Here is a 26,576-nt window from a genome sequence, read left to right as displayed (position 1 = left end):
GCTTTGTGTTTAATGATTGGATTGTTAGTATGTAACATGAGAGTTACTCCTTAGTTGTTTTGAACAAAGATTCGACACCTTTATCAAAACGGGTAACTCTCAATTTTTCAAATCGAAATGTCAGATCAAGTCTGAACTAATTCAGCTAAAGCACAACTTAGTTTTTTCCTTGTCTAGCCAGAGAGTTTTAGGGAAAACACCGCTCCCGCGTCCTGCTCTCGCTAAGGTACCTACATCCTGGGGGCTGTCTATTGGAAGTGAATTCAACTCAGTTAGCGCTCTAAAAAGGCATTAATTATACGCAGCTCAGTTAGTTAGAAACAGCAATTCTAATGATAGCTCACAAGTACGCTCCTCAAACTTAGGATTTATCGCCACTTTATGTGAAAGTTAGTATTTGGGGAATCGAGTTCAATACAATCCAAAAGTATCGGTATTCTAACTTTTACTGCGACTTTTGTTATGTGTATAATCGCGATTCTCTTTATATTGCCTGTGTATTTATACGGTCTATTACTTAAAATATTCGAGTATCTATGTCGATGGAATGCGTTTTTGACCCCCCGGTGTTTACCGAAGCTGTTCGGCTTCAATTTCAAAAGTTAGATAGCTATGACGACCCTTGTTTAGTATTTATTACTACAAATCATACCGCGCAATGGTGTCATAATACCCTGCATAATATTCTTCAAGCTGAAGGGATCTCACACTCTGATATCCTCGCGGTATCAGAAAATACACACTTTTTCCTTTGTTATTGTGATCCGACAACGATACAAGTATTTGTTGATGAAGTAGTAGCTGTTGCTGTCAGCGCTGATATTACGACGTTTTTATCTGTGTTTCGCCATAATTGTTTATCAAATCCCAAAGAAACATTTCGGTGGTGCATTCAGCAACTTCAAGGGTTAATTGAAAATAGTTCTGATAATGTTGGGGCCGCGTTGAATGACTTCCGTGATAAAGCCAATTGGCCTGGAATTGCAGATTACCAACAACCGGAGCAGCAGACTTCTTCAGTTGATAACGCTGAGAAAAAGACACGTGATGGTTTTTTCGCAAGTGTGGCTAAGTTCCTCGGCTTTGGCTGTCAGGACGAGCGTCAGTTAGGATTTGAAATCACGCCAACCCTATCGATAGTGAAAATATTTATAGAATCCCTTCCATCTGGTTCCGCATTATGGGCATATGTAAAAACTGGGAAAGGGAAGGAGCAATTAGTTCGGTCACATGCGTTGCTTGATCTTGACCATGTTTTGCTGTTACCTCATGCATGTCGATATGCACCTGAATTTTATAATTATATTATGTCAACGCTTCGCCATAGCACTATTGTAGAGCAAAATGAAATTCAGCAATATTTTTATCGAGCGATAAGTGAACTTACTGAGGAGTTATTAGAGAGCGAAAGTAAAAAAGAAGCAAAACAGGCTTGTTTCTTACGTATATTGGATATTTTTTATCACCTTTTCGATCAGCAATCATGGTCTGATGATTTCTACGAATTACTCGTTGAAGATCAGGACACCGCATGCCTGAGCGCAGAAGCTTATCAAGCTCGTTTTATTCAAGAGATCGAAATATCCACAGACGGTGTCTCTGAAAAATTAAAACAACAAATTTTGGAACTGCTCGATAAGTTAGAAGACTACCATTTTGCTTCGTATCGACAGTGGTGCGAAATTACAAAACTTTTCAAAAGTAATCGGCAAGCTGTAAACCCCGAAAATTGGCTGGGAACAGAACCATCAAGCCGGCTATTACTAGCATGTATTTTACTCTATCAAGATAAATTATCTGCGATAAATGACGAGAGCACTCAAGCATTAAGGCAGTTAATTAATGATTCATTAACCAAGCAAGTACTTAAAAAAATTGAAGAGGACATAGCGCATGATTGTAAATTACCAGAATCTTTTGTTGCTTGGTTAACCTCTGAAAAACAAGGTATTGATACCGAGTGTATCGATCGATTAGCTAAAAATCTCGCGCCTGATACTGGACTAGATGCGCATAAGACAGAGCATACAGCACAACCACATACCCAATTGTTTAGTAGTATTAGTGATTTTCAAGCTGTGCTTGCTAGTTGTTATTGGCTTGAATTAAGTGAGCCAAACATTATTACTAGAAAAGTAATTGCAATGGCGCTGAAAATAGCGCCACAAGCATCCTTGAGTTGCTTCATTGGGCTGCAATTGAAGCGTTTAGGTTCATTTGGTGAACCAGAACAAAAGAAGCAAATCTTGGCTAATTTACAGCAAGTGAATGTTGATACATATGACTTATTGACATTTGAAGTTCGACTAGCGCAGGGTTATGACATTCAATGGTATGAGAAGCTGGTTAAGCAGTACGTCAAAATGAAAAAGTCAGACCGAGAAAGGTGGGATAAAGCGCTGGCTAAAGTGACGCCAGCCACGAAGGACTATTTTTATCTTGACGTCTATCGCTTAGCGCCGAAAGTGACAACACCCTTGATTTACCAGCGTGAAAACATGATTGAAGCATTGATTAGTTCAACTTTATATTTTGATGATGACTTTATTGCTACTTACTTTAATCAAAAAGAGCTGCTGTTTAGTGATCATATTGAATTTTTACCTGAAAAATTTGAGTTACCAGTTTCACTACATCAACAAGTACTAACCATCAAAAACGACGTAAACTTTGTGATATTTTTATATGATGTTGAATCATTGATACTTGTTGCTAAAACAGATGGGGTCACATTCTGCTCTGGGTCAAATAGCATTTCTTGGGCTAGTCACTATATTATTTTGGATAATCAAGTTGATCTGGATAAGCTTACTGTTCTGGCTGAGCAATTTGAAAGTTACCAAGCTCGGGCTAAAACATTACAAAAAGCGGTTACTGATTATTTATCAGGTGTCATTATCTTCTCTGAATTCCAGCGTTATTTTGGTCACTATTCTGACACTAAAAAGTACGACCTCCACATTGAAAATTACAGTAAATATAGTACTCGTATTTTACCACAAATATTGGTAGAGCCAGATGAACAGGTGCAGCTGCGCCTTATCAAACTATTGTGTAGTCATAAGACAAGAGGTAATAGGGTCTTAAAGAAAGTTGCGGAACAGTTATTCTTTGATCATTACCTCACAAATGGTAGTGCAGATTTTGAGATGCGACATGATCCAGAGCTTAATGTTGATGAGCTTACGGATGATTGGATAGAAACATGGCAGGCATTTTATACGACACTTGCTGAAAAAGTATCAAGTTTGCGCTGAGGAGTGAGGCGATGAATGATTTACAAGGGATCCTTAGTGAATACTTACCATTACAATTAATTCGCTTCGGTGAGGTTTATGGGCCAGAAGATGATCCTGATATGTGGCTGAGTGAATACGACTTTATATGGCGACCTATTGTAGACGAGGGTGAACAAGTGCCTCAGCTTTACTTAGGGGATGAGCCTATGCGCTTTGGCGTGGATTGTGAAACCGATAAAGCTGGATATATAAAGCAGTCGCTGGGACATCAACCGCTTAGGTTACCAGAAATATCTAGTTGCTGGGGAGATAGCTCTCTAATGCTCCGCAACGATCTTTTAGAAGGGGTGGAATTTTCTCCTATTTTAGGGGTGACTCGAACCTCTGCAACCATTGTTGATGCCGCAGGAGATGAACGAACGGGTTTTACCGCGCTGTCGTTTCATAAAGTTTTTTTCCATGAGCGTGCAAGGTTGCGATTTGAAAATATTCCAGTGTCCAAACGGCTTATTATTCGAATGTTATTAAAAAGGCACTCTGACACTTTCTTTATTCACAAATCATTACTTGCTAAATGGAAGGAATTAGATATTGAAACTGTATGTTTTAATATCAAAGCGCATCACCTGTCGTTTAAAACACTGTGTAATTTAGAGATGTATTATGGCTCAGTTGGTTCTAATAGCTACCAAACACTCGATGACTTTCAACACAACAGGAAAGCTAATTTTTGGGATGAGTTAGACGGTTAATCTAACAGGTAAGTTCGCTGTGTTGGCATTTTTGCCTACTGACAAAGGAATAAAAGCGAGACCCTAATAGTTTTATTAGTCATGCCATTTTAAAGAGACTTAGAAAAACAGTGGATGTGTGCAATCATTGAAGTAACATTGCGTCTTAACTCACATCGATATTCGATAGTGATTATGTCAAACTGAGAAAACAGTGTGCGAGTTATCGAGAGCGGAAAGGCAATGGTCGTCAGAGTTACTCTTGACTGATGAAAAATAGTGACAGAGATATTATGAGTTACTTCTCGAACCAGTTAGGGGTAGCTGCTATGCACTCTGAAAGTGTATTGGTGTAATTACCTACGGAAACTGACAGACACCGTTTCAAAGTGGTGACTGTCAGGTTAAGTATAAGCTAGTAGACCCCGTAAAAAAGGGTCGTCAAACTAAGGATGCCTTTTGGCTAGTGCTTAGTAAGGAATACTGATGAGCTTAATTAAAATACAAACTTATCAAAAATCGCTTTAGCTGTTTCGTAATTTGTAGTGACAACCATTGGTAAAGTATGGTTTAACTCTGCTCTAACTAAATATACATCAGCAGTGCTTTTACTACGATAGTAATGCTCAGTCTTTGTATTGCCTTCATCAACCGAGACTACAATCAATACGCCAGCGTCATTCACGCTCCACGTACCTTCAAAGCTTTCGTTGTTAAGCATGGACTCAAAAACGACTTTACCGTCAGATTTAAACGTTTGTTTAATAAGCATTGGCTCAGGCGATTGGTAGCCAGAAGCATTATCATCCATTACAGCATAAAGTGTTTGATTTGATAGGGCTTCAGCGGAAAATGCAGCTGCATTTTCTCGGCTTAAATCATAATGTTTTGCAAAGAAGACCATATCCTGTGCTTCTGGATCTAGTCCCAAAATTAGGGAGTCAGAAGAGTAAATGATATGGGTCTTTTCACCTTCAGCAATAATTGTGTTGCCTTCGATTGTATAGCTAAATGTGCTTGCACCTGCTGAAACCGTGCCATTAGTGAAAGTGAATAGCTCAACAGTTTCATCATTTAGCAGCTCACTATTAAATGAACCCGAGTACCATTGGCCGTTACCTTGCTCTAAAGTCGTCTGTAAAGTGGCTGGAGCCGGTTCTGGCTCAGGAGTGACCTCATCATTATCATTCTTTGTGGTATCAGAAACAAAAAAACCGCTTTCATCTTTTTCGATGATAAGGTTATCGATATTGTCAAGTGCGACATCATCTGCAATGTTAGAAATAGTAACCGTATCACTTAATAGAGCTTCGTTGTGTGAAGCGTTACCAAGCAGCTGCGATAAATCTTCAGGTAGTAAACGAACTACAGAGCGGGCTACTAAGTGAGCTTCTTTCGCATCTTCTGAAGTTTTTTGAATTGCTTTTGCTGCGACAAAGTCTGATTTAATAACATCAGCATCTACATCAATATGATCTGCTAGAGCTTCCATACTCATGCTATTCAAAGATGCAAGTGTTGAAAACGGAGATACGATATCTGAGTCGGAATGAGAGGCGAGGGTATAACCTTGCTTAATTACCTCATTGGTATCTGCATCAACTGTTTGTCCTGCAACGGCTTTAACTAATACATTGACATTTTCAGTAACCACAACTTGACCATTAGCATTGGTTACTAGGTTAACAGTTTCGCCTTTACTATTTTGTGTTTTCAGTACTTCTTCGTCTTCACACACTAAGTTATTGTTAGTGTCGTTACAAATTACAGCATTGATTAGGTAACCATCGATTGCGGTGATGGTTTTTGTACCAGCCTTGGTATCATTATTAACACTTCCACTGTTACCATTATCTATTTGTGAGTTCGTGTTATTGTCGTTGTCACTACCACCACAGCCGATAAGTGCAAGTGATACTGCACAAGCTAGAAGAGATTTTTTAGAAATGTTTTGCTTGATAAATGAACGCATCTTTCCTTCCCTAATAAAAATAATACGAACTGAAACCCCTACAAACAATAGGGGCATAAAATGAGGTGGGTATATTATTTAATTAATTGGATTATATCAATATTTTTGTTTGTATATTTTTTTTGGTTGATATTTTTTAACATGCTGGTTGTGGGTATTTGATTTATTTAACATTTATTTTTTAATTTTTATTTCGCGTTTTTTTAAATATTAATGATTTTTTATTTTAAAATGTTGAGTTGTTTGATTTTTGATCTTTTTGGGTTTTTTATTTAGGTTTTAAAATTTTAATGATGATTTATTTTGAATGATTGGTTTGTTCGGTTTTTGATCTTTTTGGTGGTTTTTTATTTAATCTTTTAAATAAACCATAGCGAGTAATCAATTCGATCTTATTTATTCCTTAATTCAGCCGAGGAGTGTGGTCCACTCTAATATTAAGCGGGCATTGCTCATTTATTGAAGATAGCCGTTGACTGCTTAAATAGCTAATTTCACATCTATAATGAGGATAAGAGAAGGAAAGCTGCTTTTTTTAGATTATCATGGGACTTTTTTGGTTCTTAGTGGTCTTGATTTGTACCAAGACCAAAACCAAGATAGAGTATCTTTTGTTAAACAAAGATCACCGCCCTGGTTTGGTTAAGAACTAGGCTTTAAGCTAGGTTTTCACATGCTCTTTCAGTTCTTCGATCTGTACCCTGAGTAAATTTTGAAATGGCAATGCTTTTAAGAACATTCAACCTTACACCGTCTGAAAAAGTGAGATGTATTGAGGTCAGGAGAACCCGAACTACAGTGGGTGTTGGCACGAGAGGAAGCTTCCTTTTGGTATCAAAGGCGCACTTCCTCTTTTAAAGCTTCGCTATAGAGAAAATCGATAACTCAGTGTTGCGCTCGCATGGTATTGTCTCATCAGCTCATCATCAAAGTGCCAGCTACAGGTATTTTCTGTCGCAGGGTCAAGATCACAAGTAACTTTCGAGCCATTGTTAAGCATTGTTGCTATCCAACGTACTTGCGCTCCAAAATGAAAACCGGCACCTACATCATACTCTAAACCAGTATAAAGACCTGTAGCAAAGAATGTGTCTGAGTCGATAAAGTTAGGATTAACAAAGGTAGCACCAATTTGTGCACCAAGGTAGACATCGAGGTTTTCAGTAAGCGGTCGTACGACAGCACTTTGAAAAAACAAATACTCCATTTCAACTTTGTTGAGTGGGTAGGCTGTTAGCTGAGTTTCGGTTGTACCATAATAAAAGCCATAACGGCCTTGTGGCACATACTTATCGATACTGATCCCAAAATGAGAATCATCCTCTAGTTCGTACTTTTGGTGACGCGAAGTTTCAATATCGCTACTGAATGATTCACCACCATAGATTGATATGCCAAATTCACCAAAGTCGGCTGCGGTTACGACACTGGAAGTCGTCAAAGCCAATGTCGCAGCAAGGGTAACTAATTTCATATATTCTTATCCTTGATCCAGAGTAATGCTTGTGTAATGAGCGCAGAGTATATCAATGATGAAAGAAAATAATAATCCGTAAAGCGTGATTTGCTTGCATTTCTTCACATTGATTTTTATCATTGCGATGTTATTGACTTGGAAAAGCATTTTGCAGCTAATATTACGCATACTTATCACCTTGTTCGTGGTGGCTACTCTTAGTGGTCAAAGCGCTGCTGCGTCTATGGCAGCATGTGAAATGCACAGTACAAATAACGAAGCAAAAACTCACAGCAAACATACGCAGTCTGAACATCATCAAATGATGAGCGCAGAGATGGACTGTTGTGACCCTAAAAGCGCTACACAGTGCAATGAATGCACCTGTCCAACACACATGTGCTCAACAAATTTAGCTGCTTTTTCCTTAAACGAATGGCTCGCGCTGATCGCGTTACACAGCGATAAACTTAACTTTGTAAGCGGGCAGCTAAGTACTTACCCTCAATCTCTTTATAAGCCACCGATAATCGCCTAGCCACAGGGCAGATCTGCCTTTTTTATACTGATTTATATCTATCCATCGGATCAGGTGGTGTTTTTCATAATGTAATTTTCAAGGCTTTTGTGCTTTGAATCATGTGCGAGGTTAGCATGAGAAAACTTTTTCTAATGTTGGTGCTATGGGTAATGAGTGCTGTGGCATACGGTAAATCCCATATTGAACTAGAAGTATTTAAATCCCCAACTTGTGGCTGTTGTGAGCTTTGGCTCAACCATCTCACCGCTCAAGGTATTTCGCACCAGGCGACAGATCTAAATTATTTAGGCTCGCTTAAAAACAAATTTGGTATCAAACAAAATTATCAGTCTTGCCATACTGGTGTTTCTAAAGATGGCTTTGTATTTGAGGGTCATGTACCTGCCAAGTTTATCAAGCGCTTTCTACAAGATGAAACGCTAACACAAGACAGCAATAACATTGGGTTAAGTGTACCAGCAATGCCAATTGGCTCTGTGGGCATGGAAATGGGAGAGCGATTTATGCCATTCCAAGTGTTGTTACTAAAAAAAGATGGCAGCTATGAGGTTTTTGCTGAAGTGAGTCGCTATGAGGAACAGTTCTAATGAAAGTAATCATCTGTGTCCTGTTTGCAGCTATTGTGTTTTCTGCTTCGCTGCGAGCAAATACAATGACACTGGAAAATGCAATAAAAGTAGCGATACAACACGATCCTTGGCTTAAATCTAGTAATCATCGACGTTCTGCGATGTTGTCCATGAGTCGTGAGGCGCTAAGCTACCCAGATCCACAAGTAAGCGTCGCTACAATGAATTTACCAGTCGATAGCTGGGAGTTTAACCAAGAGGGCATGACCCAACTTAAAGTGGGTGTCATGCAAATGCTCCCTCGTGGAGATAGTCTTGAAATCAAAAGTACGCAATTAAAACTTAATGCGAATAAGCAGCCGATATTACAACTAGACCGACAAGCTCAGGTACGTCGTGATGTCTCTCTTCTTTGGTTGGATATGGTACAGGCAAAGAAAACGTTATCGTTAATTGAACGCGATAGCGTGCTTTTCGAACAGATGGTTGAAATCGCAAACGCGAGTTACGCTAATGCGGTTGGGCCGACTCGTCAACAAGATGTCATCAGAGCACAGCTCGAGGTTATGCAGCTCGACGATAAACGTTCAGCGGCTTTTCAACAACTTAATACCGCCAAAGCAAAACTTGAGCAATGGTTACTAGATGATTCTCTGTACAATAAAAAAACACTACCAATATCTATTGAAGACCACATTACGTTACCTAAGATCCCCTTTTTGGCACCTCAGTTTTTGCGTGAAGGTCATGGTGACAGCCAAACGCTTGTGCAGTATTTAGCACGACACCCACAAGTCGTTGCTGCTGATGTCACGACCTATCAAGCAGAACAAGGTATTAAATTAGCTGAACAAGCTTATAAACCGCAGTTTGCTTTGAACGCAAGTTATGCCTTTCGTGATGACGCGCCAAATCAAATGTCACGCTCTGACTTTTTTAGCGTGGGTGTCTCGTTTGATCTGCCACTCTTCACTGATAGTAAACAAGATCAAGCAAAGGCCGCAGCTATTGCGGAGTTTGAAGCGACTAAGACCGATCGCTTGATAGTGTTAAAGCAACTATTTGCGAATTTGAACGGTGAAATTCAGTCAATTCAACGTTTGCAGCAGCGCCGCTCCCTTTACGAAAAGGCGATTGTGGCACAAAGTGCAGAGCAAGCAGAAGCCGCGTTGACAGCGTATACAAATGACGATGGTGACTTTGCTGAAGTAGTGAGGGCGCGTATTGCCAAATTGAACGCGCAATTATCGGCGCTTGCTATAGATATTGCCTTGCTCAAGGCGGTAGTACGCAGTAATTACTATTTGACCCAAGTTGCCAAGGAGACCACACATGAACAGTAACGTTAAGCTAATACTAGTTGGGGTAGTTACTCTAACATTTGGCATGTTTGTTGGTTTGACTCTATCTACAAATGGCGAGCAAGAGATTGCAACGAATGAGGCGCAGGCCCCACTTTACTGGGTTGCTCCCATGGATCCCAATTATCGCCGTGATAAGCCAGGTAAATCTCCAATGGGCATGGATTTGATCCCTGTATATGAAGAGGAGAGCTCTAATGCTGCCTTTGGTGAGGGGGTTGTGGAGATTGCCCCCCATGTTGAAAACAATATGGGGGTTCGCAAAGCACTGGTAAGTCGGGATATGATGTCTTATCAAGTTCAGACAGTGGGTTATATCCAATACAATGAAGATAGCTTGGTACACATCCATCCCCGAGTTGAAGGCTGGATTGAAAAGCTTTATGTGAAAGCCGCGGGAGAGGCAGTAAAACAAGGTGAGCCACTTTACACACTATATTCTCCTCAGCTTGTGAATGCGCAAGAGGAGTATATGATTGCACGTAAACGCAATAATAAAGCACTTGTCAGTGCAGCACAGGAGCGTCTTAAGGCGTTACATTTAAGTGAGGAATTTATCAGTACACTAAAACGCACTGGCGAAGTACATCAAAGCATTACTTTTTATGCTCGCCAGTCCGGGGTACTCGACGGTCTACAGATCCGAGAGGGGTTTTATGTAAAGCCAGGTACAACACTCATGAGTATTGCCAAACTAGACGAGATTTGGGTTGAAGCTGACGTATTTGAACGTGATGCAATGCTGGTCGCTCAGGGACAAGCAGTTTCCATGAGGTTAGACTTTTTACCCGGCAGAACGTGGCGAGGGCAAGTTGATTATGTCTACCCCTCACTCAATGAAAAAACACGAACACTCAGAGTCAGGCTCAGATTTGACAATAGTGATGCGTTATTAAAGCCAAATATGTTTGCGCAAGTAACGATTCATGCAGATTCTCGTGATCAGGTATTACAAGTGCCAAGTGAAGCGGTGATCCGTACAGCCAAACAAAACCGTGTTGTCGTTGAAGTTGCACCCGGTAGCTTTAAATCAGTTGCTGTTGAACTAGGGCAAGTCAGTGGTGAAAACATTGAAATCCTCAATGGTCTTAACGAAGGAGACACAATCGTTACGTCAGCCCATTTTTTGATTGATTCCCAATCTAGCATTAACTCTGACTTTATGCGTATGGCGCCAGTTGCTGAGGCTAAGTCTGTTTGGATTGAAGGAGAAATTCAACGCGTGAACTATCAAAGCCGCGTAGTGAATATCGATCATCAACCTGTACCTGAGTGGGAATGGCCCGAAATGGTGATGGATTTTACAGTGGCTGAGAGTGTTAATATTGACGCACTAAATGCAGGACAGGTTTTGCACTTCGAAGCGACAAAACAAGACGATGGCAGTGTATTACTCACCGTTATTCATATTATGTCCGACAGCAGCGAGGATATTGATACACTACCTAGTGCAACTGTCGGTGGTGTGATCAATGCCATTGATATTGATACCCGAGTGTTGAATATTTCTCGCGACGCCATCAAAAAGTGGAACCGCCCAGCGACGACGATGGATTTTGTGGCCGCTCATCATCTTGATTTAAGTCAACTGAAACAAGGGATGGCAATTAGCTTCACCTTTGAAGTAGGTGACGAATTTGTGGTTACTGACATTAAAGCTGCTGATGAGATGTCAGTAAATACACATACAGACCACTAGGAGAGCGTATTATGATCCAAGCTATCATACGTTGGTCGGTGTATAACCGCTTTTTTGTGGTATTGCTGACCTTAATGACGGTTGGTATTGGGCTATTTACCTTAAAAAATACGCCAGTTGACGCGATCCCAGATCTGTCAGATGTTCAAGTCATTGTAAAAACCCCCTACCCTGGGCAAGCACCACAAGTAGTACAAGACCAGGTAACGTTTCCACTCACCACGGCAATGCTCTCCGTGCCTGGTGCAAAAACGGTAAGGGGCTATTCTTTTTTTGGTGACTCCTATGTGTACGTTATTTTTGATGACAAAACAGACCTTTATTGGGCACGTAGTCGCGTACTTGAGTATCTAAGTCAAGTTGCACCGCAATTACCTGAAGCAGCAAAGCCGCAACTGGGGCCTGATGCTACGGGCGTGGGCTGGGTGTATCTGTATGCGTTAGTAGATAAAACCGGTAAGCACGATATTAGTCAGCTACGCAGCTTGCAAGATTGGTTTTTAAAATTTGAGCTGCAATCGGTTGCTGGTGTATCTGAAGTTGCGCCAATTGGCGGTATGGTTAAACAGTATCAAGTACAGGTTGACCCCAATAAACTGCGTGCTTATGGCATTCCCCTAACCCATATTCAGCAGGCTTTACAGCGTGGAAACCAAGAGTCAGGGGCATCTGTTATTGAAATGGCTGAAGCTGAATACATGGTAACCAGCACAGGATATATTCAAAGTGTTAAAGATATTGAAGCAATACCACTAGGCCAAGCCGTTAAGGGGACTCCACTAACGATTGCGGATGTTGCGTCGGTCAATATTGGGCCACAAATGCGCCGTGGTATAGCGGAGCTTAACGGCGAGGGAGAAGTTGTTGGTGCAGTGGTGGTGATGCGCTTTGGTGAAAACGCGCAAAATACCATAGAGGGTGTTAAACAAAAGCTGGCCCAGTTGCAAAAGAGCTTACCGGAAGGCGTTGAAGTGGTGACCGTTTATGACCGCTCTGAGCTTATCAGCAAAGCCATTGATAACCTTTGGTCCAAGTTGCTCGAAGAGCTAATGGTGGTGGCGTTAGTCTGCGTTGTATTCTTATTCCATATTCGCTCCTCTATTGTTGCGGTGGTCACTCTACCACTGGGGATATTGGTTGCTTTTATCGTGATGTACTTTCAAGGGGTGAATGCCAACATTATGTCCCTTGGTGGCATAGCCATAGCGATTGGGGCGATGACAGATGGCGCAATCGTGATGATTGAAAACATGCACAAGCACATGGAGAAAACGCCGCTCAACGATGAAAACCGCTGGGAAATTGTCGCAAAGTCAGCCTCAGAAGTAGGGCCTGCACTATTTTTTAGTTTGTTGATTATTACAGTGAGCTTTTTACCTGTGTTTATTTTAGAGGCGCAAGAAGGACGTATGTTTGCCCCACTTGCGTATACTAAAACGTATGCGATGGCCGCTTCGGCGGGGCTTGCTATTACCCTTATTCCAGTTTTAATGGGCTACTTTATTCGCGGCAAGGTTGTTCCTGAACACAAAAACCCCGTAAATCGAGTTTTGGTTGGCGCATATACGCCATTGTTGAGGCAAGTTTTACATTTTCCGAAGCTTACACTTATCGCTGCTACCGCAATTACCATAGTGGGATTCTATCCGATGGATAAAATCGGGAGTGAGTTTATCCCGCCACTGGATGAAGGGGATCTGATGTATATGCCAACCACTTATCCAAGTATTTCCATTGGCAAAGCGAGAGAAATTCTACAGCAAACGGATAAGCTGATTGCGACTGTGCCAGAAGTCAAAAATGTCTTTGGTAAGATTGGCCGCGCGGAAACGGCCACCGACCCTGCACCATTGACTATGATTGAAACCTTTATTCAATTAAGACCCAAAGACCAGTGGCGTGAGGGGATGACCACTGAAAAACTAAAAGCTGAACTTGATAAACTCGTACAATTCCCCGGATTGACCAATGCTTGGGTAATGCCAATTAAAACCCGTATTGATATGCTCGCAACGGGAATAAAAACGCCAGTGGGCATAAAAGTAGCAGGTCCAGACTTAGATACCATTCAGCGTATTGGTCAGGACATTGAGCGCATACTGAACAAAGTAGAGGGCACTGCCTCTGTCTATTCAGAGCGGGTAGCTGGCGGACGTTACGTTAAAATTGATATTCAGCGTGATAAGGCCGCGCGATTTGGGTTAAACATTGCTGATGTGCAACAGGTCGTCGCAACTGCAATTGGCGGGATGGACGTGACGCAAACTGTGGAAGGCCAAGAGCGCTATCCGGTGAGTTTACGCTACCCTCAAGACTTACGAAATTCCCCTGAAGCGTTAAAGCAGCTCCCGATTGTGACGGCTGAAGGACTGAATATTGCCCTTGGTGACGTTGCGACCATTTATATTGAAAATGGCCCGCCCGGTATCAAAAGTGAAAACGCGAGAATAAACGGATGGACATTTATTGACTTAGATGGGGTAGACATTGGTAGTTACGTGGACACGGCTAAGCAAGTGCTGAATGAACAGCTGGAGCTGCCAGCAGGCTACTCCATCAGCTGGGCAGGGCAATACGAATATATGGAACGTGCGAAAGCAAAATTAGCCTATGTGGTGCCACTTACACTTGGGATCATCGTTGTTCTACTCTATGTAAACTTTAGAAGGTTGAGTGAAGTAGCGATTATCATGGCAACGTTACCAATGGCCATGATAGGTGGGCTGTGGTTACTATACCTAGAGGGGTTTAACTTTTCTGTCGCGGTTGGGGTCGGTTTTATTGCACTGGCAGGTGTCGCGGTTGAAATAGGGGTAATAATGCTGGTGTATCTCAATCAAGCTATAAGTGAGCTGAAAGAAAAACAACAGATTATGACTCCTGAGGCTATAAATAACGCCATTTTAGAAGGGGCGGGTAAGCGCATTCGCCCGGTTATGATGACAGTGGCGACCATTATCATTGGACTATTACCTATCCTTTACGGCTCAGGTACAGGCTCTGAAGTAATGAGTCGCATTGCTGCGCCTATGGTTGGTGGGATGGCTAGTGCACTTTTGCTCTCTTTGATTGTGTTACCAGCAGTTTATATGCTGATGATCCGCTGGAGGGAGAAAGTGGCTGGCTAATCGGTAGCGGAAAAAGTTTGCCTTAAGTGCGCTAATATGAGGGGGGGGGTGAACGGCAAACTTTTAGCTACAAGAGCCGGGAACTGTGGTTAAGAGGCTAAAATCTTAACCACATTTCCTTGGCGCACTTATTGCTTTATAAGTGTGTCAATTACCAAGGAGTGTATATGTATATTCAAAATTCAGCGTATTCGCCAGTGTATAGTTCGCGTAAACAAATTGGTGATGCGAGTAACAACACCATAGAAGGTCAAGGATTTGCCAACCCCGTGGCAAAAAGTTCGGAAACAAACTCTTTTATGGCAGCTGCAAAAGCGGTTCAAGAAAAGACGTCGAACAATCCGCAATCGATTTATCTTGTCAAGCATTTTGAGCAAGCTGAAAAAATAGCCCATGAGTCCTTAGTCAGCTCAAGCCATAAAGTCGGCAGTCGTGAATATAACATTGAGATGTATCGCGAAATGATGACGAATATTGTGGAAATGCCTATAGAAGTAGAGATTGCACCAGAGGAAATGAATCAAGCTCTGTTATTCAACCATTTAGGGTTAGATTTTAAAGAGTATAAAACTATTTCTGTGCGCTCTGAGCTGTTTTCTATGCTTGAGCAAAAAGTGGATCAGGACAGTACACTACTCAAGTCAGATAAAGCGAAGTTAACAGCTATTATTGCAGATATGCAAGACCGACTGGAAGCCGCGCAAGCAGCGCTGCTTGAAGGCGAAGATGTTGCTGAGCGCCTGCAAGACAGTAAAAAAGCTATCTATGACTCTTATGAGCAGCTTAAACTGGGTAAGGTAAGTCAGCGAGACTTACTTGCGGCTTTATAAGTCAATCTGAGTTAGCTTATTATTTTTAAATCTCAGGCTGAATTAGCATGTGGCTTGCTGAGTCACGCTATCAGACCTGGGTGCCTCAAAGTGTGTTTAATCACAATGATCCGAAGCTCAGTTAACTACCTTTGTCCATCGTTTTTTATTGCCATGAGATGATCTCTAGATGTAACTTCCATTGGCGTGGCCTTGCATCCTCAAGTACAATGAACGTTTTCGATTGCAACACACCGGAACCTTCCAATGGAAATCAAAGTAAATTACCTCGATAATCTCAGAATTGATGCCAAGTTTGACGACTTTTCTGTCATTGCAGATCAGCCCATTCGTTATAAAGGCGATGGTTCAGCACCAAGCCCATTCGACTATTTTTTAGCGTCTTCAGCGCTTTGTGCAGCTTACTTTGTGAAGGTGTATTGTAATGCTCGCGATATTCCGACAGATGGTATTCGCGTAGCGCAAAATAACATTGTTGATCCAGAAAACCGCTATAACCAAATTTTTAAAATTCAGGTTGAGTTACCGGAAAGTATTTCTGAAAAAGACCGCCAAGGTATTTTGCGCTCAATCGACCGCTGTACCGTGAAAAAAGTGATTCAAACTGGGCCGGAATTTCAAGTAGAAGCAGTTGAGAGCCTAGAGGATGACGCTCAAGCAATGCTGATGGTTGATACCAGTGAAAGCGATAGTACTTTTATTTTGGGTAAAGATCTGCCGCTTGAACAAACGATTGCAAACATGACCAAGCTCCTGTCTGACTTGGGTATGAAGATTGAAGTTGCATCATGGCGTAATATCGTGCCACACGTCTGGTCACTGCATATTCGTGATGCTGCTTCGCCAATGTGTTTCACTAATGGTAAAGGGGCAACCAAAGAGAGTGCACTTTGCTCAGCACTTGGCGAGTTTATTGAACGTTTAAACTGCAACTTCTTTTATAACGACCAATTCTTTGGCGAAGAAATTGCCAATGCTGAATTTGTTCATTATCCGAACGAGAAATGGTTTACACCAGGTGCTGATGATGCGCTGCCTAACGAAATCTTAGATGATTACACCCGCGAAATTTACGACCCAGAAGGTGAATTACGTGGCTCACACCTTGTTGATACAAACTCAGGTAATGTAGCGCGCGGCATTTGTTCTATTCCTTATACCCGCCATTCAGATGGTGAAACGGTATATTTCCCATCAAACCTAATAGAGAACTTATTCCTAAGTAATGGGATGAGTGCTGGTAATAATCTGTTTGAAGCCAAAGTGCAGTGTTTATCTGAGATCTTTGAACGTGCGGTGAAAAAGCAAATTATCGAACAAGAAATTGTGTTGCCTGATGTACCAGAGTCTGTACTTGCTAAATATCCAGGTATTGTTGAAGGGATCAAAGGACTTGAGGATCAAGGGTTCCCAGTTGTGGTTAAAGATGCGTCTCTTGGCGGTCAATTCCCTGTAATGTGTGTCACGTTAATGAATCCAAAAACAGGCGGTGTGTTTGCTTCTTTTGGGGCGCATCCAAGTTTTGAAGTAGCGCTTGAGCGAAGCTTAACCGAGCTGTTGCAAGGGCGTAGCTTTGAAGGCTTAAACGATGTACCAAAACCTACGTTTAACAGCATGGCAGTATCTGAGCCGGAGAACTTTGTTGAGCACTTTATCGATTCAACGGGCGTGATCTCATGGCGCTTCTTTAGTGCAAAGCACGACTACGACTTTGTTGAGTGGGATTTTACAGGCACTAATGAAGAAGAATGCGATAAGTTATTTGGCATTCTAGAGGCGTTAGGTAAAGAAGCTTATATTGCGGAGTTCACAGATTTAGGCGTTGCTTGCCGTATTTTAGTTCCGGGATTCTCTGAAGTATATCCAGCCGAAGATCTGATCTGGGATAATACCAATAAAGCACTGCAATATCGCGAAGATATTCTTAACATTCATTCACTAGATGACGAAGCATTAGCTGACTTGGTTGAGCGCTTAGAAGACAGCCAGCTTGATAATTATATCGACATTATCACCCTTATCGGCGTTGAGTTTGACGAAAATACGGTGTGGGGTCAGCTTACTATTCTAGAGCTTAAGATTTTGATTTATCTAGCGCTTGGTGATATCGAAGCGGCTATTGAACTGGTGGAAACCTTCTTGCAGTTTAACGACAACACCGTTGAGCGAGGCTTATTCTACCAAGCAATGCACGCCACACTCGAAATTGCATTGGATGACGAGTTAGAAATAGAGGATTACATTCACAACTTTACTCGTATGTTTGGTAAAGAGGTGATGGATGCAGTTATTGGCTCAATTAATGGCGATGTGAAATTTTATGGTTTAACGCCTACTAACATGAAGTTAGAAGGGTTAGACAAGCATCTGCGTCTTATTGAGAGTTACAAGAAGCTTCATACAGCAAGAGGAAAGTTAGCACAGCGCTAATCTTTACTTTTTAAAGTAAAAGCAAGATAGCATGACTGCTATCTTGCTTTATAGTTTGACGGACTGTTGAGCATTATGCGGTTGAAGCCACAAGTGCTCATTACAGCTCACAGAAATACACATCAGCTAACCCCAAACCTCAGGTTAATTAACCTGAGCTGCGGATAATTAATGCCTTTCTAGCAGCCAGTTTTAGCGCTAACTGCGTTGAACTCACTTCCAATAGCCAGCTATTGGTGCATAAACTCGCCTCGTTTTCCCTAAAACTCTCTGGCTAGACAAGGAAAAAACTAAGTTGTGGCTTAACAACAATGAGTTGGAACATTCCTTATCCAAACCTCAGGTTAATTAGACTGCTCCTCTTTGATACAGTTTTGCTCTTTAAACTTTGCCTTTGCATCTTGATATATAAAAGAGAAGTCTGCTGTACGTGGTGTAAATATCGGTTTGCCGGTATTCTTATCACAGTCGGTTGCGATCCCGCCTGCCGCATGACAATTCATACAAGAGGAGCTTTTATAATAAAGCGCTTCTTGTTTACCTAATGGCTGATTTCCTAGTTGTAAAAATGTCTCAATCACCTCATTAGTTAGATAAACAGGGTGGGGCAATCCACCTGAATAATTGGTGAGCTTGGTTTCAATTGTATCACTTGGTTGGCCATTAATATCAGTCATTGGCTTACTGCTGTTATTAGTTGAATACTGCGTACCAATTAGTTTGTAATATTGCAGAACAGCGTTTTCTTGTTTGAATAGCTTAGAAATATGCTGATTCACTTTTTCAACAACCGGTGATATTTGTTCCAATCGAACCACTTGAGTAGGCTTAGTGCCTCCTACTGGGTGATTGATTGCGCATGTTGGACATTGCTTATCGAAAAAGGTTGGAGAGTTGCCCCAAACATTATCCTGATGTGAAAAGGTTGCGTAAATCCAATTACTAGATGTGCCGGTTTTCTGCATTATGTGAAATCCAACTACGCCAACTTCTTGTTCTTCGACTTTAAATGAGCCTGTTTCACCACTTTGTATTTGGTGGTAGCGTTTTACGGGCAGTGTTGCGCGAATGTACTTACTCGGATCATCAGACTCATCGAGTATTTTCCACGCTACCTTTATCTCGATAGCAAGGCCTGGCGGCTTAGGGTCAAAATTGGTCAGGTCTTGTGGCAAGTTACAAGTGGGTAATGAGGAACCACTGGAACACGCTAAAAAGCCAATCGTATTCATGTTGATGCACATGCTACTCGCGCTCTGGCTTTTGCATGCCCAACTATAAGTTGGGTTATTCGCAAATTCAATTTGGCCATCTATGCTATACAGTTTATTTTTGGTAATAAAATTGAATACATAGGGACTAACGAACTTCTGGTAATATACGGGGTTGTTTTTTTGGTCAGTTAAAATTGCCTGCTTTTTCGGTGTATTTTTGGGCGCAACTTGTTCCACAGCAGATAAAGGCTGCATCATGGCGAAGTTTTTGGATATTTCCCAGTTTTTCGGAGGCGCTGCATCTGCTGTGAAAATAGTCTCGGTTTCACGCCAGTTTATCCAAAGTGGAAGCGGGCAGTTGGCGCCTGAATCGGCAGCGCACACTTTTAGATTATCTTGCGTGAGCTTATAGTTTTCGTCCAATTGCCTGTTTAGCGCGGTAAAGCTCAGCCATGAAAATAGTGCGTATCGGTGATCCAAATAATCAAGCTTCTGCGATTCATTAGGCTTTACAGGTTTTAACTCTTCACACGACTTCACTAATTTATTGTATGCGTCAAGCGGGTAGGGTTTTAGCTGAGTCAAGTCGTTTGGAAAAGGAAATGGCTCTGTTAATGTGCATTCATCTTTGACTAGCCAATCTGGAAAAATGCTGTATTCAGTAGCAAAAGTACCAGTACTTACGAATAGTAAAGAGAGCTTCGCTATTACACTTTTCATGATTATTTCCTTTTTTTATAAGGTGAAGAATATAAATATGATTTGATATTAAGTTCTGATGCTGAGGTAAGGGTTATTTTTATATAGTAACCAGTCTGTACTTTTAGGTTGAGCCAAGGAGTTAAATTCGTGCTTAATTCTTTTTCAGTTACTTTTCTTAGCGAGCTCAAAAAGCTATCTTTTAGATAATTTTCGTCAAGGCTTGTTATCCAAGGTAATTCAATTTCAATCTTTTCTGACAACTCCGTTGAATAAGAAAGCCCCACTTGTATCTCATCTGATATATGAACAATAGTATTTAATAACTGTTCCAGTAGATACAAGTTCCCTTTCCAGTCAAGATCTTTGAGTAGACTGGGAAGTCTTAAAGTTTCTAATTTAAAAACGAATTTAGCTCTAAATTCCTTTCTGCCAAATGTAAAACTGAAGTGGTTTATCCTAGTGCATTCTAAACTAGGAAGTAACTCTTTTGTTTTATTTAAAAACTCAGGAGCTAAAATCTCAGATGCGTTAATTATAAATGAGCTTAATAGGCTAAAGTCAGAAAACTGACAATGTTGTGTACTTACACAAAATGTTGGGACTGTGCTATATCGACCCTCTTCATAGTCAAAGCTAAACCATATTAAATTTACTAGTTTATAAGCAGGGGAGTGCTTCCTATTACTTATAAAGTCATTTATTCTTAGGGCGTATTTATTTGGGTTTTTTTGATTTATATAGGATGAAACGCTATCTAAATTATGAGGAGAGCAGTAATAACATACTAAAAAATCAACAGGATCTTCAAACTGATCAATTCTCTTTTCAAAACATATAGCGTGTATATTTTCAGGGATTTCACTGACAATTGTCTGAAGCTCTTCTAATACGGTATTATTGAGATGTTGAACCTCACTATCAAGTGCAATGCTGTAAAGCTCACTTTTACTATATTTCATGATGAATGCGGGTGAAATGCCAATTTAACTTAATTTTGGTTTGTTTTTTGTGTATGATGTCAACAGTATTAGAGATTGATTATTTAAAAAATAAATAACTCAACCTTTATTACTGACAGGGACACACTACAAAAAATACACGCTTGATTAAGATAAAAAAATCACCCGCTGCTCCTATGTATTACCAAATTGTTTTGATAGTGTGCTGAATTTCAGGTCTTAGTTCTGCTGATAGTTGATCCCACAGATCATCTGTTAATCCAGTTTCTAAAGAAATTTCAGTAATAATGCGTTTTTGATCTGCTGTTAAATCAAACTCTGCCATCACTTCGGCCAAGTTATCGGTCGCTCGTTGCTTCAAAGCTTCATCGTTAGTTACATTATAGATGTAAGAGATTAAACCAGTTGGTAGTGTTGTATTATCACTCATTTTTCATTTCCTAATTTTCATAGTTTTGAAGATATAAGGTTTTAGTACTAGCCTTATCATTTAAGTATTCGTTATAAGCGTCATCTTTCATTGTGTTTTTATTAAATTGTAATACTTTATATAAAAAGTAATAATAAAAAGCACGATGTGAACGATATCCAGCAAAGCTTGATATTTTTTCTTCGAATTCTTGTAAGCTATCTATATTATCTAAATTAGCTAAGTAGTTGAGCATGTTATTATAACCCAACCAGCCAACATTATTTGAATTTTTTGCAAGGCTTACCCCTGTTGATGAGTAATTTTTTGCTTCATCTTGATATTTTTTAAAATTAGCTGAATCTTTTTGTATTGAAGCATGTATTAGTTTAAACCACGCCCATATCCCATTTGTTGCTGAGCTAATGTCATTTATATTAATATTTTTGGAAAGCTCAGCTAAATCGTTCATGGCGCTTTGTGCCAAATCAACCTTACCAGTGAGCAACTGTGATAGCGCTTTAAAAGCAATACAAGTGAGTTCAGAGCAAAAGCCGTAATTATCAGTTATGGCTTGAGAGCTATTATCGAAGAAGCCCTCTTTTGGTAACGTATCGACAAGCGCAATTACTTTGTCAAACTCTCCTAGCGAAAAGTAGGATTGCGATAAAAGCTCGAAGATCACTGGGTGTTGGTGAGGTGGATATTCGTTTTTGTTTTCGTGCAGCTGTAATCCAATATTATGAGCTTTTAATATATCACCGGTAGCGTAGGCGTGTAGCCATTCACCTCTCATCGTAATGAAGCGCTCTTTAGGGTCTAAAATTGTGGCGAGTTCACTGATATTTTGAAGCACGTGCTTTTTAGCCAACGTGTCTAGCCAACCATTGTATGCAACCCGTGATGAAGCAAGCGCATTTTTAATTTTATGGAGTAAAGGCTGGTTATCAATTAACCCATTTTGAAAGAAGTTTAATGCTTCTGCATAGTAAATACTGGCCTCTGCGACAGAGTAGATGGCAGCAGCACTTTTTGCTGATGTTAGTAATAATTCAACAGCCGCATTATGATCTCCCACTTTTGCTAAATGATGGGTTGTAAGTAGGGGCTGCTTTTGGCTCATTCCTGTATTGTTGAGTACTTCAATTATACTCATGTGATGTGCATATGATTCATGCTTACCCATACTTTCATAGGCAGCATCCCTTACCAAAGCATGTTTAAAAATGTAGCTATCGTTATCAACACGACGTTGATGCACGATAAGATCGTTAGCCATTAACTCATTTAAGTCGTTTTGAATTTGGCTTTCACTTAAGGATGATGTAGCAATAAGTAAATTGTATTCAAACTCTCGGCCGATGGTTGCCGCCAGTTGCGCTGTCTCTTTGGCATGATGAAGGTTGTCGAGCTTTTGTTGCAGTGATTCTCTTAGGCTGGTTGGAACTTGCTCCAATTTATCAGGTGCCAAAAAGTCGATGACTCCGCCTTTATCTCCAACCAGTGCTTTCTGCTTTAGCATGTTGACCAGCTCTTCAATAAAAAGTGGGATCCCATCTGTACGGCTAGTGAGTACAGTAAGCACTTGTTCAGAGACTTGGCGACCGTCAAATAGATTAATGATAAAGTCCTCGGTCGCTTTGGCCGTTAGCTTTTTCAAACAAACATCGACTAAGGTTAAATCTTTTAACTGGCTAGGTACATCTTGGCGCGATGTACTCAGTAGTACATTGCCAGACGTTAATGCGCCCGCAAAATGATGTAAAAACTCTAAGGTTGTATTATCTGCCCAATGAATATCTTCAATAATATAGAGCTTAAACTTACTTATCCCATGGCGGTTTGACAGCAATAATGCACATAACCCTTTAAATAACACTTGTTTTTGCTCATCAGGTGCGAGAGTTGAAGGTGCTATATCATCACCAAGAGAAATATTGAGCCAAACAAGCAGTACAGGAATGGCCTGAGTCAAATCAAGCTCACTGTCAATGCTTGATAACACGTAGCTAAATACGGTATTTGCTGAATGGGCATCAAGCTGATCTGTATTAAATAGATACCTTACTAAGTTAAGTATTGGGTATAAGGCATTGTTTTGATGCTCAGGCAAACATTGAGCGACCAAGTGTTGGTATTGTGGAGCATTAGCACGGATCTCTTGTAATAAACGAGATTTACCTATACCAGCTTCGCCATGAATATGCGCAATACGTGTTTCGCCCTCAATTTCTGTATTAATGAGTGACAGTGTTTGCTCAAGCTCAGCATGGCGACCAACTAGCTCATGGTTATTTTTAGTACCGCGCATAAAGCCAAACGCTTCGACGCGACGTTCACCCTGTAAATTGTATACTGGAGTTAGCTCGAACAATGGGCCAATTTGTAACTGGCCGTACAGGTTAAACTCTGAAAAAGCATCTAGGAGTGAGCGCGATTCTGCACTACATAAAATTTGTCGCTCGCCAGCTTCGCGAGAGAGTGCTGCGGCAATATTTGCATGATGGCCTTCAGGAACAGCGTTGGCATAAGTAATAAATACTCCGCTATGAATACCAATATGGGCATTGAGTGAGACTCTGTGCGCTTCTTGCATCAATGCATTTCGTTTGGCAAGTTCGCTTATCATTTCTAGCGCTGTGCGCGCAGACAAGCGTGCATCATTATCACTGCTTACGGGGTAACCAAAATAAAAAAGACAAGTATCGGCTAAGTTCCCAACATGGTAGGCACCGTAGCGGGTGGCAATATCGATAAAGTGATTACGTTGAGACTTATAAACTGTGTCAATCACATCGTAGTCTTTATCATGGTTGTCGAGCGCTTTAACACTTAAGCGTACCGCTAAAACCGTAAGCTGTTTACGCTCAGTAAGTGCCGTATACTCTTGAATTGCGCGATGATCTGGATCGTCATCGCGGATCATTATTGTTGTTTCATCGTAACCGTGTTGTGCCTTTACGTCGCTAAGCACACCGACTAGATTGGAAACGTTCATTCGAGCGAGCTCTGAAAACGCCTCTGTTGCTGTTATGACACGTTCTAGTGCACTTTTATGCAGTACTCTTCTTAACAAACCTGCCAGAGGATGACCGAGCAGAGCGCTTGGGATAGGAATATGTACGTCACTGAGTTGTTTATGGTAAATTGACGCAACACTGGTGCCGGTTACTGCTGGCACACCGGTCAAACATTCCAAAAAAACCAACCCCCACACATACAGATCTGACTTTGCTGATGCAGGCTCTCCCCTTAATTGCTCGGGCGCGCTATATGATGGTGTACCGAGAGTTTCTTGGGTGAGGGTAATCGTCTCAAAATCATGCTGGCGACTTTCTTGCGCTAGGGTACCAATACCAAAATCGAGTATTTTGGCATAGGTTTTTGCCCCTGATTGGCTCAACATAATATTTGTGGGTTTTATATCCCTGTGAATAATACCTTGTTGATGAGCATGGATAAGGGCATCCAAAACCTGCAACATAATATCAGTGGTATAGACAGAATCAATAGCGCCATTTTGACTTAAATAGTCTCTTAATGTTTGCCCTTCAACATACTCAAAGACACCAAACATTAAATTTTCATTTAATTGTCCTTTATCTAATAATCGAACAATATTTGGATGATTAAGCTGACTACAAAGCAGAGTTTCACGATTAAATCGCTCGGCATATCGTTGTTTTTTTGTTACATCAAGTTGTGGCTCTAATGCCAAAAACTTAAGTGCCACGAACTGTCCTGTATTTAATTGACGAGCTTTAAAAACTTTGCCAAAACCACCTTCCCCAATCTTTTCAAGTAGTTGATACTTGTCAGACTGAAAGACATCGACAATATGGCTGTCCGAAAACTGAGTCAGAGACATACGATTACTAATTCTTATTCTATGTTAACGTAATAGGTTAATTGGAATGTAAATACTTGTCTAGTATGAGATTATCTATTATTTAAAAAAATTAAACAGGCTGATGTGATGGGTTATAAACTAGTTACTTCAAGTCCAAATACTGTAATCTTTTATTTATGAACTCTTTTTTACTAAATCTTGTCTGTTTTTTGTTCGTGTAATGTTGTGTAATTACAGAGTAATTGTGTTTTTTTGCCAAGCTGATATATTATTTTTTCTATAAATACAACAAAAGGATAGGCTCGTGGATCGTAGAGCGTTTTTGAATACTAGTTCGATGTTATTAGCCGCTTCAGTGCTACCATTTCCTGCGATGGCGACCGGAAATGAATTGATAGCAGCAAATGCTGACTCCACGAGATTATCGAGAGAGCAATTGCTGTCACTTGGTATTAGTGAACCGGTTAGAAAGATAAGCCCTCCAACAGGTGGAAGTGTTGACGTAACGATGAAAGCAAAGATTATTCGTCGCTACGACACTAGAGTGTTTGTATATTTCGAATTAAGCCGCTTTATTGATGTATTTGATATGTATGGGAACTTAGTCGCTCAAATTACAACTCCAGAAGGCGATGATATACCGATACATGATTTCGCAATTGATACGAGTAGCGGCAGTGTTTACTGGTTGAGACTTGGCGGCCACCAGGTTATCGTTACGGACTATTCCGGTAACGTGCTAAACACACTTGGCGAATTCGGCCATGATCAAACAGATAAACTTAATGGCCCAAGAAGTATTACGATAGATAGCCACCACAGGGTCTATGTGTTGGATTCAGACAATACACGTATAAAAGTGTTTGGAAACAATGGCATGTTCCTGAGAGGCTATAGCTTAGGAAGATTTACAAAAGGTAAAAAGTTTACCAGTTTAGATGGTAATCAAAAAGTAGTGGTCAGCGGTGGTTTATCAGGTGAGCGCCTTTGGTATTTGGACTCAGAAGACCAAAGCTTACGTGCAATCCATTAATCGCTAACCCTGTCAAAGAGATCTTTAATACCAGCAATAATCGATGCAATATTAATGTTGTAGCGGAGAAGCAAATTTGTAGATCCGCTATTAACGTTTTAATTAAACGAAACCTCCCCTATGTAACCAAGGCAAACAAGGCTATTTTCGATAAAACTATCCCACTCAGCCAAACCACATCCCCTGACTAAAGCGCAGAGGTAATACCAATTATCTTACTTAAGTGGTCTATTTTGAGGCGAGAAAACCTTGTCGATAACCCCGCTACCGCGTCCTGCTATCGCCAAGGAACCCACATCCGTGCAGGCAAGGCAAAAATTTTGCTATTCCCGAATTCAGATAATAAGTGCACCACTCATGGTTAATCGGTGAGGAGAGATCAACTGCCTGTTGGTGGTACTCTGTAATCGCCAAAAAACAAGAGTAGTTACCATGAGTTACAAGCAGTTGATC

Annotated in this window: 16 protein-coding genes; 10 read left to right on the top strand and 6 right to left on the bottom strand. The window is 40.8% G+C overall.

All coding sequences use genetic code 11. The annotated features are described in order from the left end of the window. Positions 1-536: 536 nt before the first annotated feature. Entirely contained in the window at positions 537-3,257 is a 2,721-nt protein-coding gene (locus F9Y84_RS20505; protein WP_147390260.1) for a hypothetical protein, read from the top strand. An 11-nt stretch (positions 3,258-3,268) separates the two neighbouring features. Next, positions 3,269-3,991 (top strand): hypothetical protein, encoded by a 723-nt coding sequence (locus F9Y84_RS20500; RefSeq protein WP_147390261.1) that lies wholly within the window; start codon positions 3,269-3,271, stop codon positions 3,989-3,991. 475 nt (positions 3,992-4,466) lie between these two features. Here the strand turns inward: F9Y84_RS20500 and F9Y84_RS20495 are convergent, their stop codons facing one another. Continuing rightward, a complete protein-coding gene (locus F9Y84_RS20495; protein ID WP_147390262.1) occupies positions 4,467-5,942 on the bottom strand; it encodes a hypothetical protein in 1,476 nt (491 codons plus the stop codon). Positions 5,943-6,807: 865 nt separating this feature from the next. Further along, positions 6,808-7,416 carry a hypothetical protein gene (locus F9Y84_RS20490; protein ID WP_128732171.1) on the bottom strand — a complete coding sequence of 203 codons (609 nt, stop codon included), beginning with the start codon at positions 7,414-7,416 and terminating at the stop codon, positions 6,808-6,810. Between the two features lie 151 nt (positions 7,417-7,567). Here F9Y84_RS20490 and F9Y84_RS20485 point away from each other — a divergent pair, with 151 nt between their 5' ends. The 7 genes from F9Y84_RS20485 to F9Y84_RS20455 all read left to right on the top strand — a co-directional run bounded on the left by F9Y84_RS20485 (position 7,568) and on the right by F9Y84_RS20455 (position 17,956). Next, a complete protein-coding gene (locus F9Y84_RS20485) occupies positions 7,568-7,936 on the top strand; it encodes a hypothetical protein (RefSeq protein WP_225740810.1) in 369 nt (122 codons plus the stop codon). A gap of 116 nt (positions 7,937-8,052) precedes the next feature. Further along, the gene (locus F9Y84_RS20480) at positions 8,053-8,526 is read left to right on the top strand and encodes a DUF411 domain-containing protein (protein ID WP_125252807.1); all 474 of its coding nucleotides are present in this window, start codon (positions 8,053-8,055) and stop codon (positions 8,524-8,526) included. Then, positions 8,526-9,851: a TolC family protein gene (locus F9Y84_RS20475; RefSeq protein WP_147390263.1), complete on the top strand. Its 1,326-nt coding sequence runs from the start codon at positions 8,526-8,528 to the stop codon at positions 9,849-9,851. The genes F9Y84_RS20480 and F9Y84_RS20475 overlap by 1 nt, the downstream gene beginning before the upstream one ends. Next, on the top strand, positions 9,841-11,568 hold the full coding sequence (locus F9Y84_RS20470; protein WP_147390264.1) for an efflux RND transporter periplasmic adaptor subunit: 1,728 nt from the start codon (positions 9,841-9,843) through the stop codon (positions 11,566-11,568). Before F9Y84_RS20475 ends, F9Y84_RS20470 begins: the two co-directional genes overlap by 11 nt. A gap of 11 nt (positions 11,569-11,579) precedes the next feature. Beyond that, on the top strand, positions 11,580-14,696 hold the full coding sequence (locus F9Y84_RS20465; RefSeq protein ID WP_147390265.1) for an efflux RND transporter permease subunit: 3,117 nt from the start codon (positions 11,580-11,582) through the stop codon (positions 14,694-14,696). A 167-nt stretch (positions 14,697-14,863) separates the two neighbouring features. After that, positions 14,864-15,526: a hypothetical protein gene (locus F9Y84_RS20460; protein WP_147390266.1), complete on the top strand. Its 663-nt coding sequence runs from the start codon at positions 14,864-14,866 to the stop codon at positions 15,524-15,526. Between the two features lie 246 nt (positions 15,527-15,772). Beyond that, complete coding sequence (locus tag F9Y84_RS20455) at positions 15,773-17,956, top strand: OsmC domain/YcaO domain-containing protein (protein ID WP_147390267.1); 2,184 nt, start codon at positions 15,773-15,775, stop codon at positions 17,954-17,956. Positions 17,957-18,300: 344 nt separating this feature from the next. Here the strand turns inward: F9Y84_RS20455 and F9Y84_RS20450 are convergent, their stop codons facing one another. The 4 genes from F9Y84_RS20450 to F9Y84_RS20435 form a co-directional block, all read right to left on the bottom strand. Further along, complete coding sequence (locus F9Y84_RS20450) at positions 18,301-19,890, bottom strand: hypothetical protein (protein ID WP_147390268.1); 1,590 nt, start codon at positions 19,888-19,890, stop codon at positions 18,301-18,303. A 2-nt stretch (positions 19,891-19,892) separates the two neighbouring features. Continuing rightward, positions 19,893-20,831 carry a hypothetical protein gene (locus F9Y84_RS20445; RefSeq protein WP_147390269.1) on the bottom strand — a complete coding sequence of 313 codons (939 nt, stop codon included), beginning with the start codon at positions 20,829-20,831 and terminating at the stop codon, positions 19,893-19,895. 181 nt (positions 20,832-21,012) lie between these two features. Continuing rightward, a complete protein-coding gene (locus F9Y84_RS20440) occupies positions 21,013-21,261 on the bottom strand; it encodes a hypothetical protein (RefSeq protein WP_125252815.1) in 249 nt (82 codons plus the stop codon). 10 nt (positions 21,262-21,271) lie between these two features. After that, a complete protein-coding gene (locus F9Y84_RS20435) occupies positions 21,272-25,108 on the bottom strand; it encodes a TOMM system kinase/cyclase fusion protein (protein ID WP_147390270.1) in 3,837 nt (1,278 codons plus the stop codon). A 286-nt stretch (positions 25,109-25,394) separates the two neighbouring features. On the opposite strand from F9Y84_RS20435, the gene F9Y84_RS22595 reads away from it, so the two are divergent. Next, positions 25,395-26,123: an NHL repeat-containing protein gene (locus tag F9Y84_RS22595; protein ID WP_147390271.1), complete on the top strand. Its 729-nt coding sequence runs from the start codon at positions 25,395-25,397 to the stop codon at positions 26,121-26,123. Positions 26,124-26,576: the final 453 nt, after the last annotated feature.

The sequence above is a fragment of the Pseudoalteromonas peptidolytica genome, from assembly GCF_012641745.1.
Taxonomy (GTDB): domain Bacteria; phylum Pseudomonadota; class Gammaproteobacteria; order Enterobacterales; family Alteromonadaceae; genus Pseudoalteromonas; species Pseudoalteromonas peptidolytica.
This window is presented reverse-complemented; position numbering and strand designations above follow the sequence as displayed.

Coding starts and splice junctions, on each gene's coding strand:
- F9Y84_RS20505 (WP_147390260.1), top strand. CDS start 537: ATGTCGATGGAATGCGTTTTTGACCCCCCGGTGTTTACCGAAGCTGTT.
- F9Y84_RS20500 (WP_147390261.1), top strand. CDS start 3,269: ATGAATGATTTACAAGGGATCCTTAGTGAATACTTACCATTACAATTA.
- F9Y84_RS20495 (WP_147390262.1), bottom strand. CDS start 5,942: ATGCGTTCATTTATCAAGCAAAACATTTCTAAAAAATCTCTTCTAGCT.
- F9Y84_RS20490 (WP_128732171.1), bottom strand. CDS start 7,416: ATGAAATTAGTTACCCTTGCTGCGACATTGGCTTTGACGACTTCCAGT.
- F9Y84_RS20480 (WP_125252807.1), top strand. CDS start 8,053: ATGAGAAAACTTTTTCTAATGTTGGTGCTATGGGTAATGAGTGCTGTG.
- F9Y84_RS20475 (WP_147390263.1), top strand. CDS start 8,526: ATGAAAGTAATCATCTGTGTCCTGTTTGCAGCTATTGTGTTTTCTGCT.
- F9Y84_RS20470 (WP_147390264.1), top strand. CDS start 9,841: ATGAACAGTAACGTTAAGCTAATACTAGTTGGGGTAGTTACTCTAACA.
- F9Y84_RS20465 (WP_147390265.1), top strand. CDS start 11,580: ATGATCCAAGCTATCATACGTTGGTCGGTGTATAACCGCTTTTTTGTG.
- F9Y84_RS20460 (WP_147390266.1), top strand. CDS start 14,864: ATGTATATTCAAAATTCAGCGTATTCGCCAGTGTATAGTTCGCGTAAA.
- F9Y84_RS20455 (WP_147390267.1), top strand. CDS start 15,773: ATGGAAATCAAAGTAAATTACCTCGATAATCTCAGAATTGATGCCAAG.
- F9Y84_RS20450 (WP_147390268.1), bottom strand. CDS start 19,890: ATGAAAAGTGTAATAGCGAAGCTCTCTTTACTATTCGTAAGTACTGGT.
- F9Y84_RS20445 (WP_147390269.1), bottom strand. CDS start 20,831: ATGAAATATAGTAAAAGTGAGCTTTACAGCATTGCACTTGATAGTGAG.
- F9Y84_RS20440 (WP_125252815.1), bottom strand. CDS start 21,261: ATGAGTGATAATACAACACTACCAACTGGTTTAATCTCTTACATCTAT.
- F9Y84_RS20435 (WP_147390270.1), bottom strand. CDS start 25,108: ATGTCTCTGACTCAGTTTTCGGACAGCCATATTGTCGATGTCTTTCAG.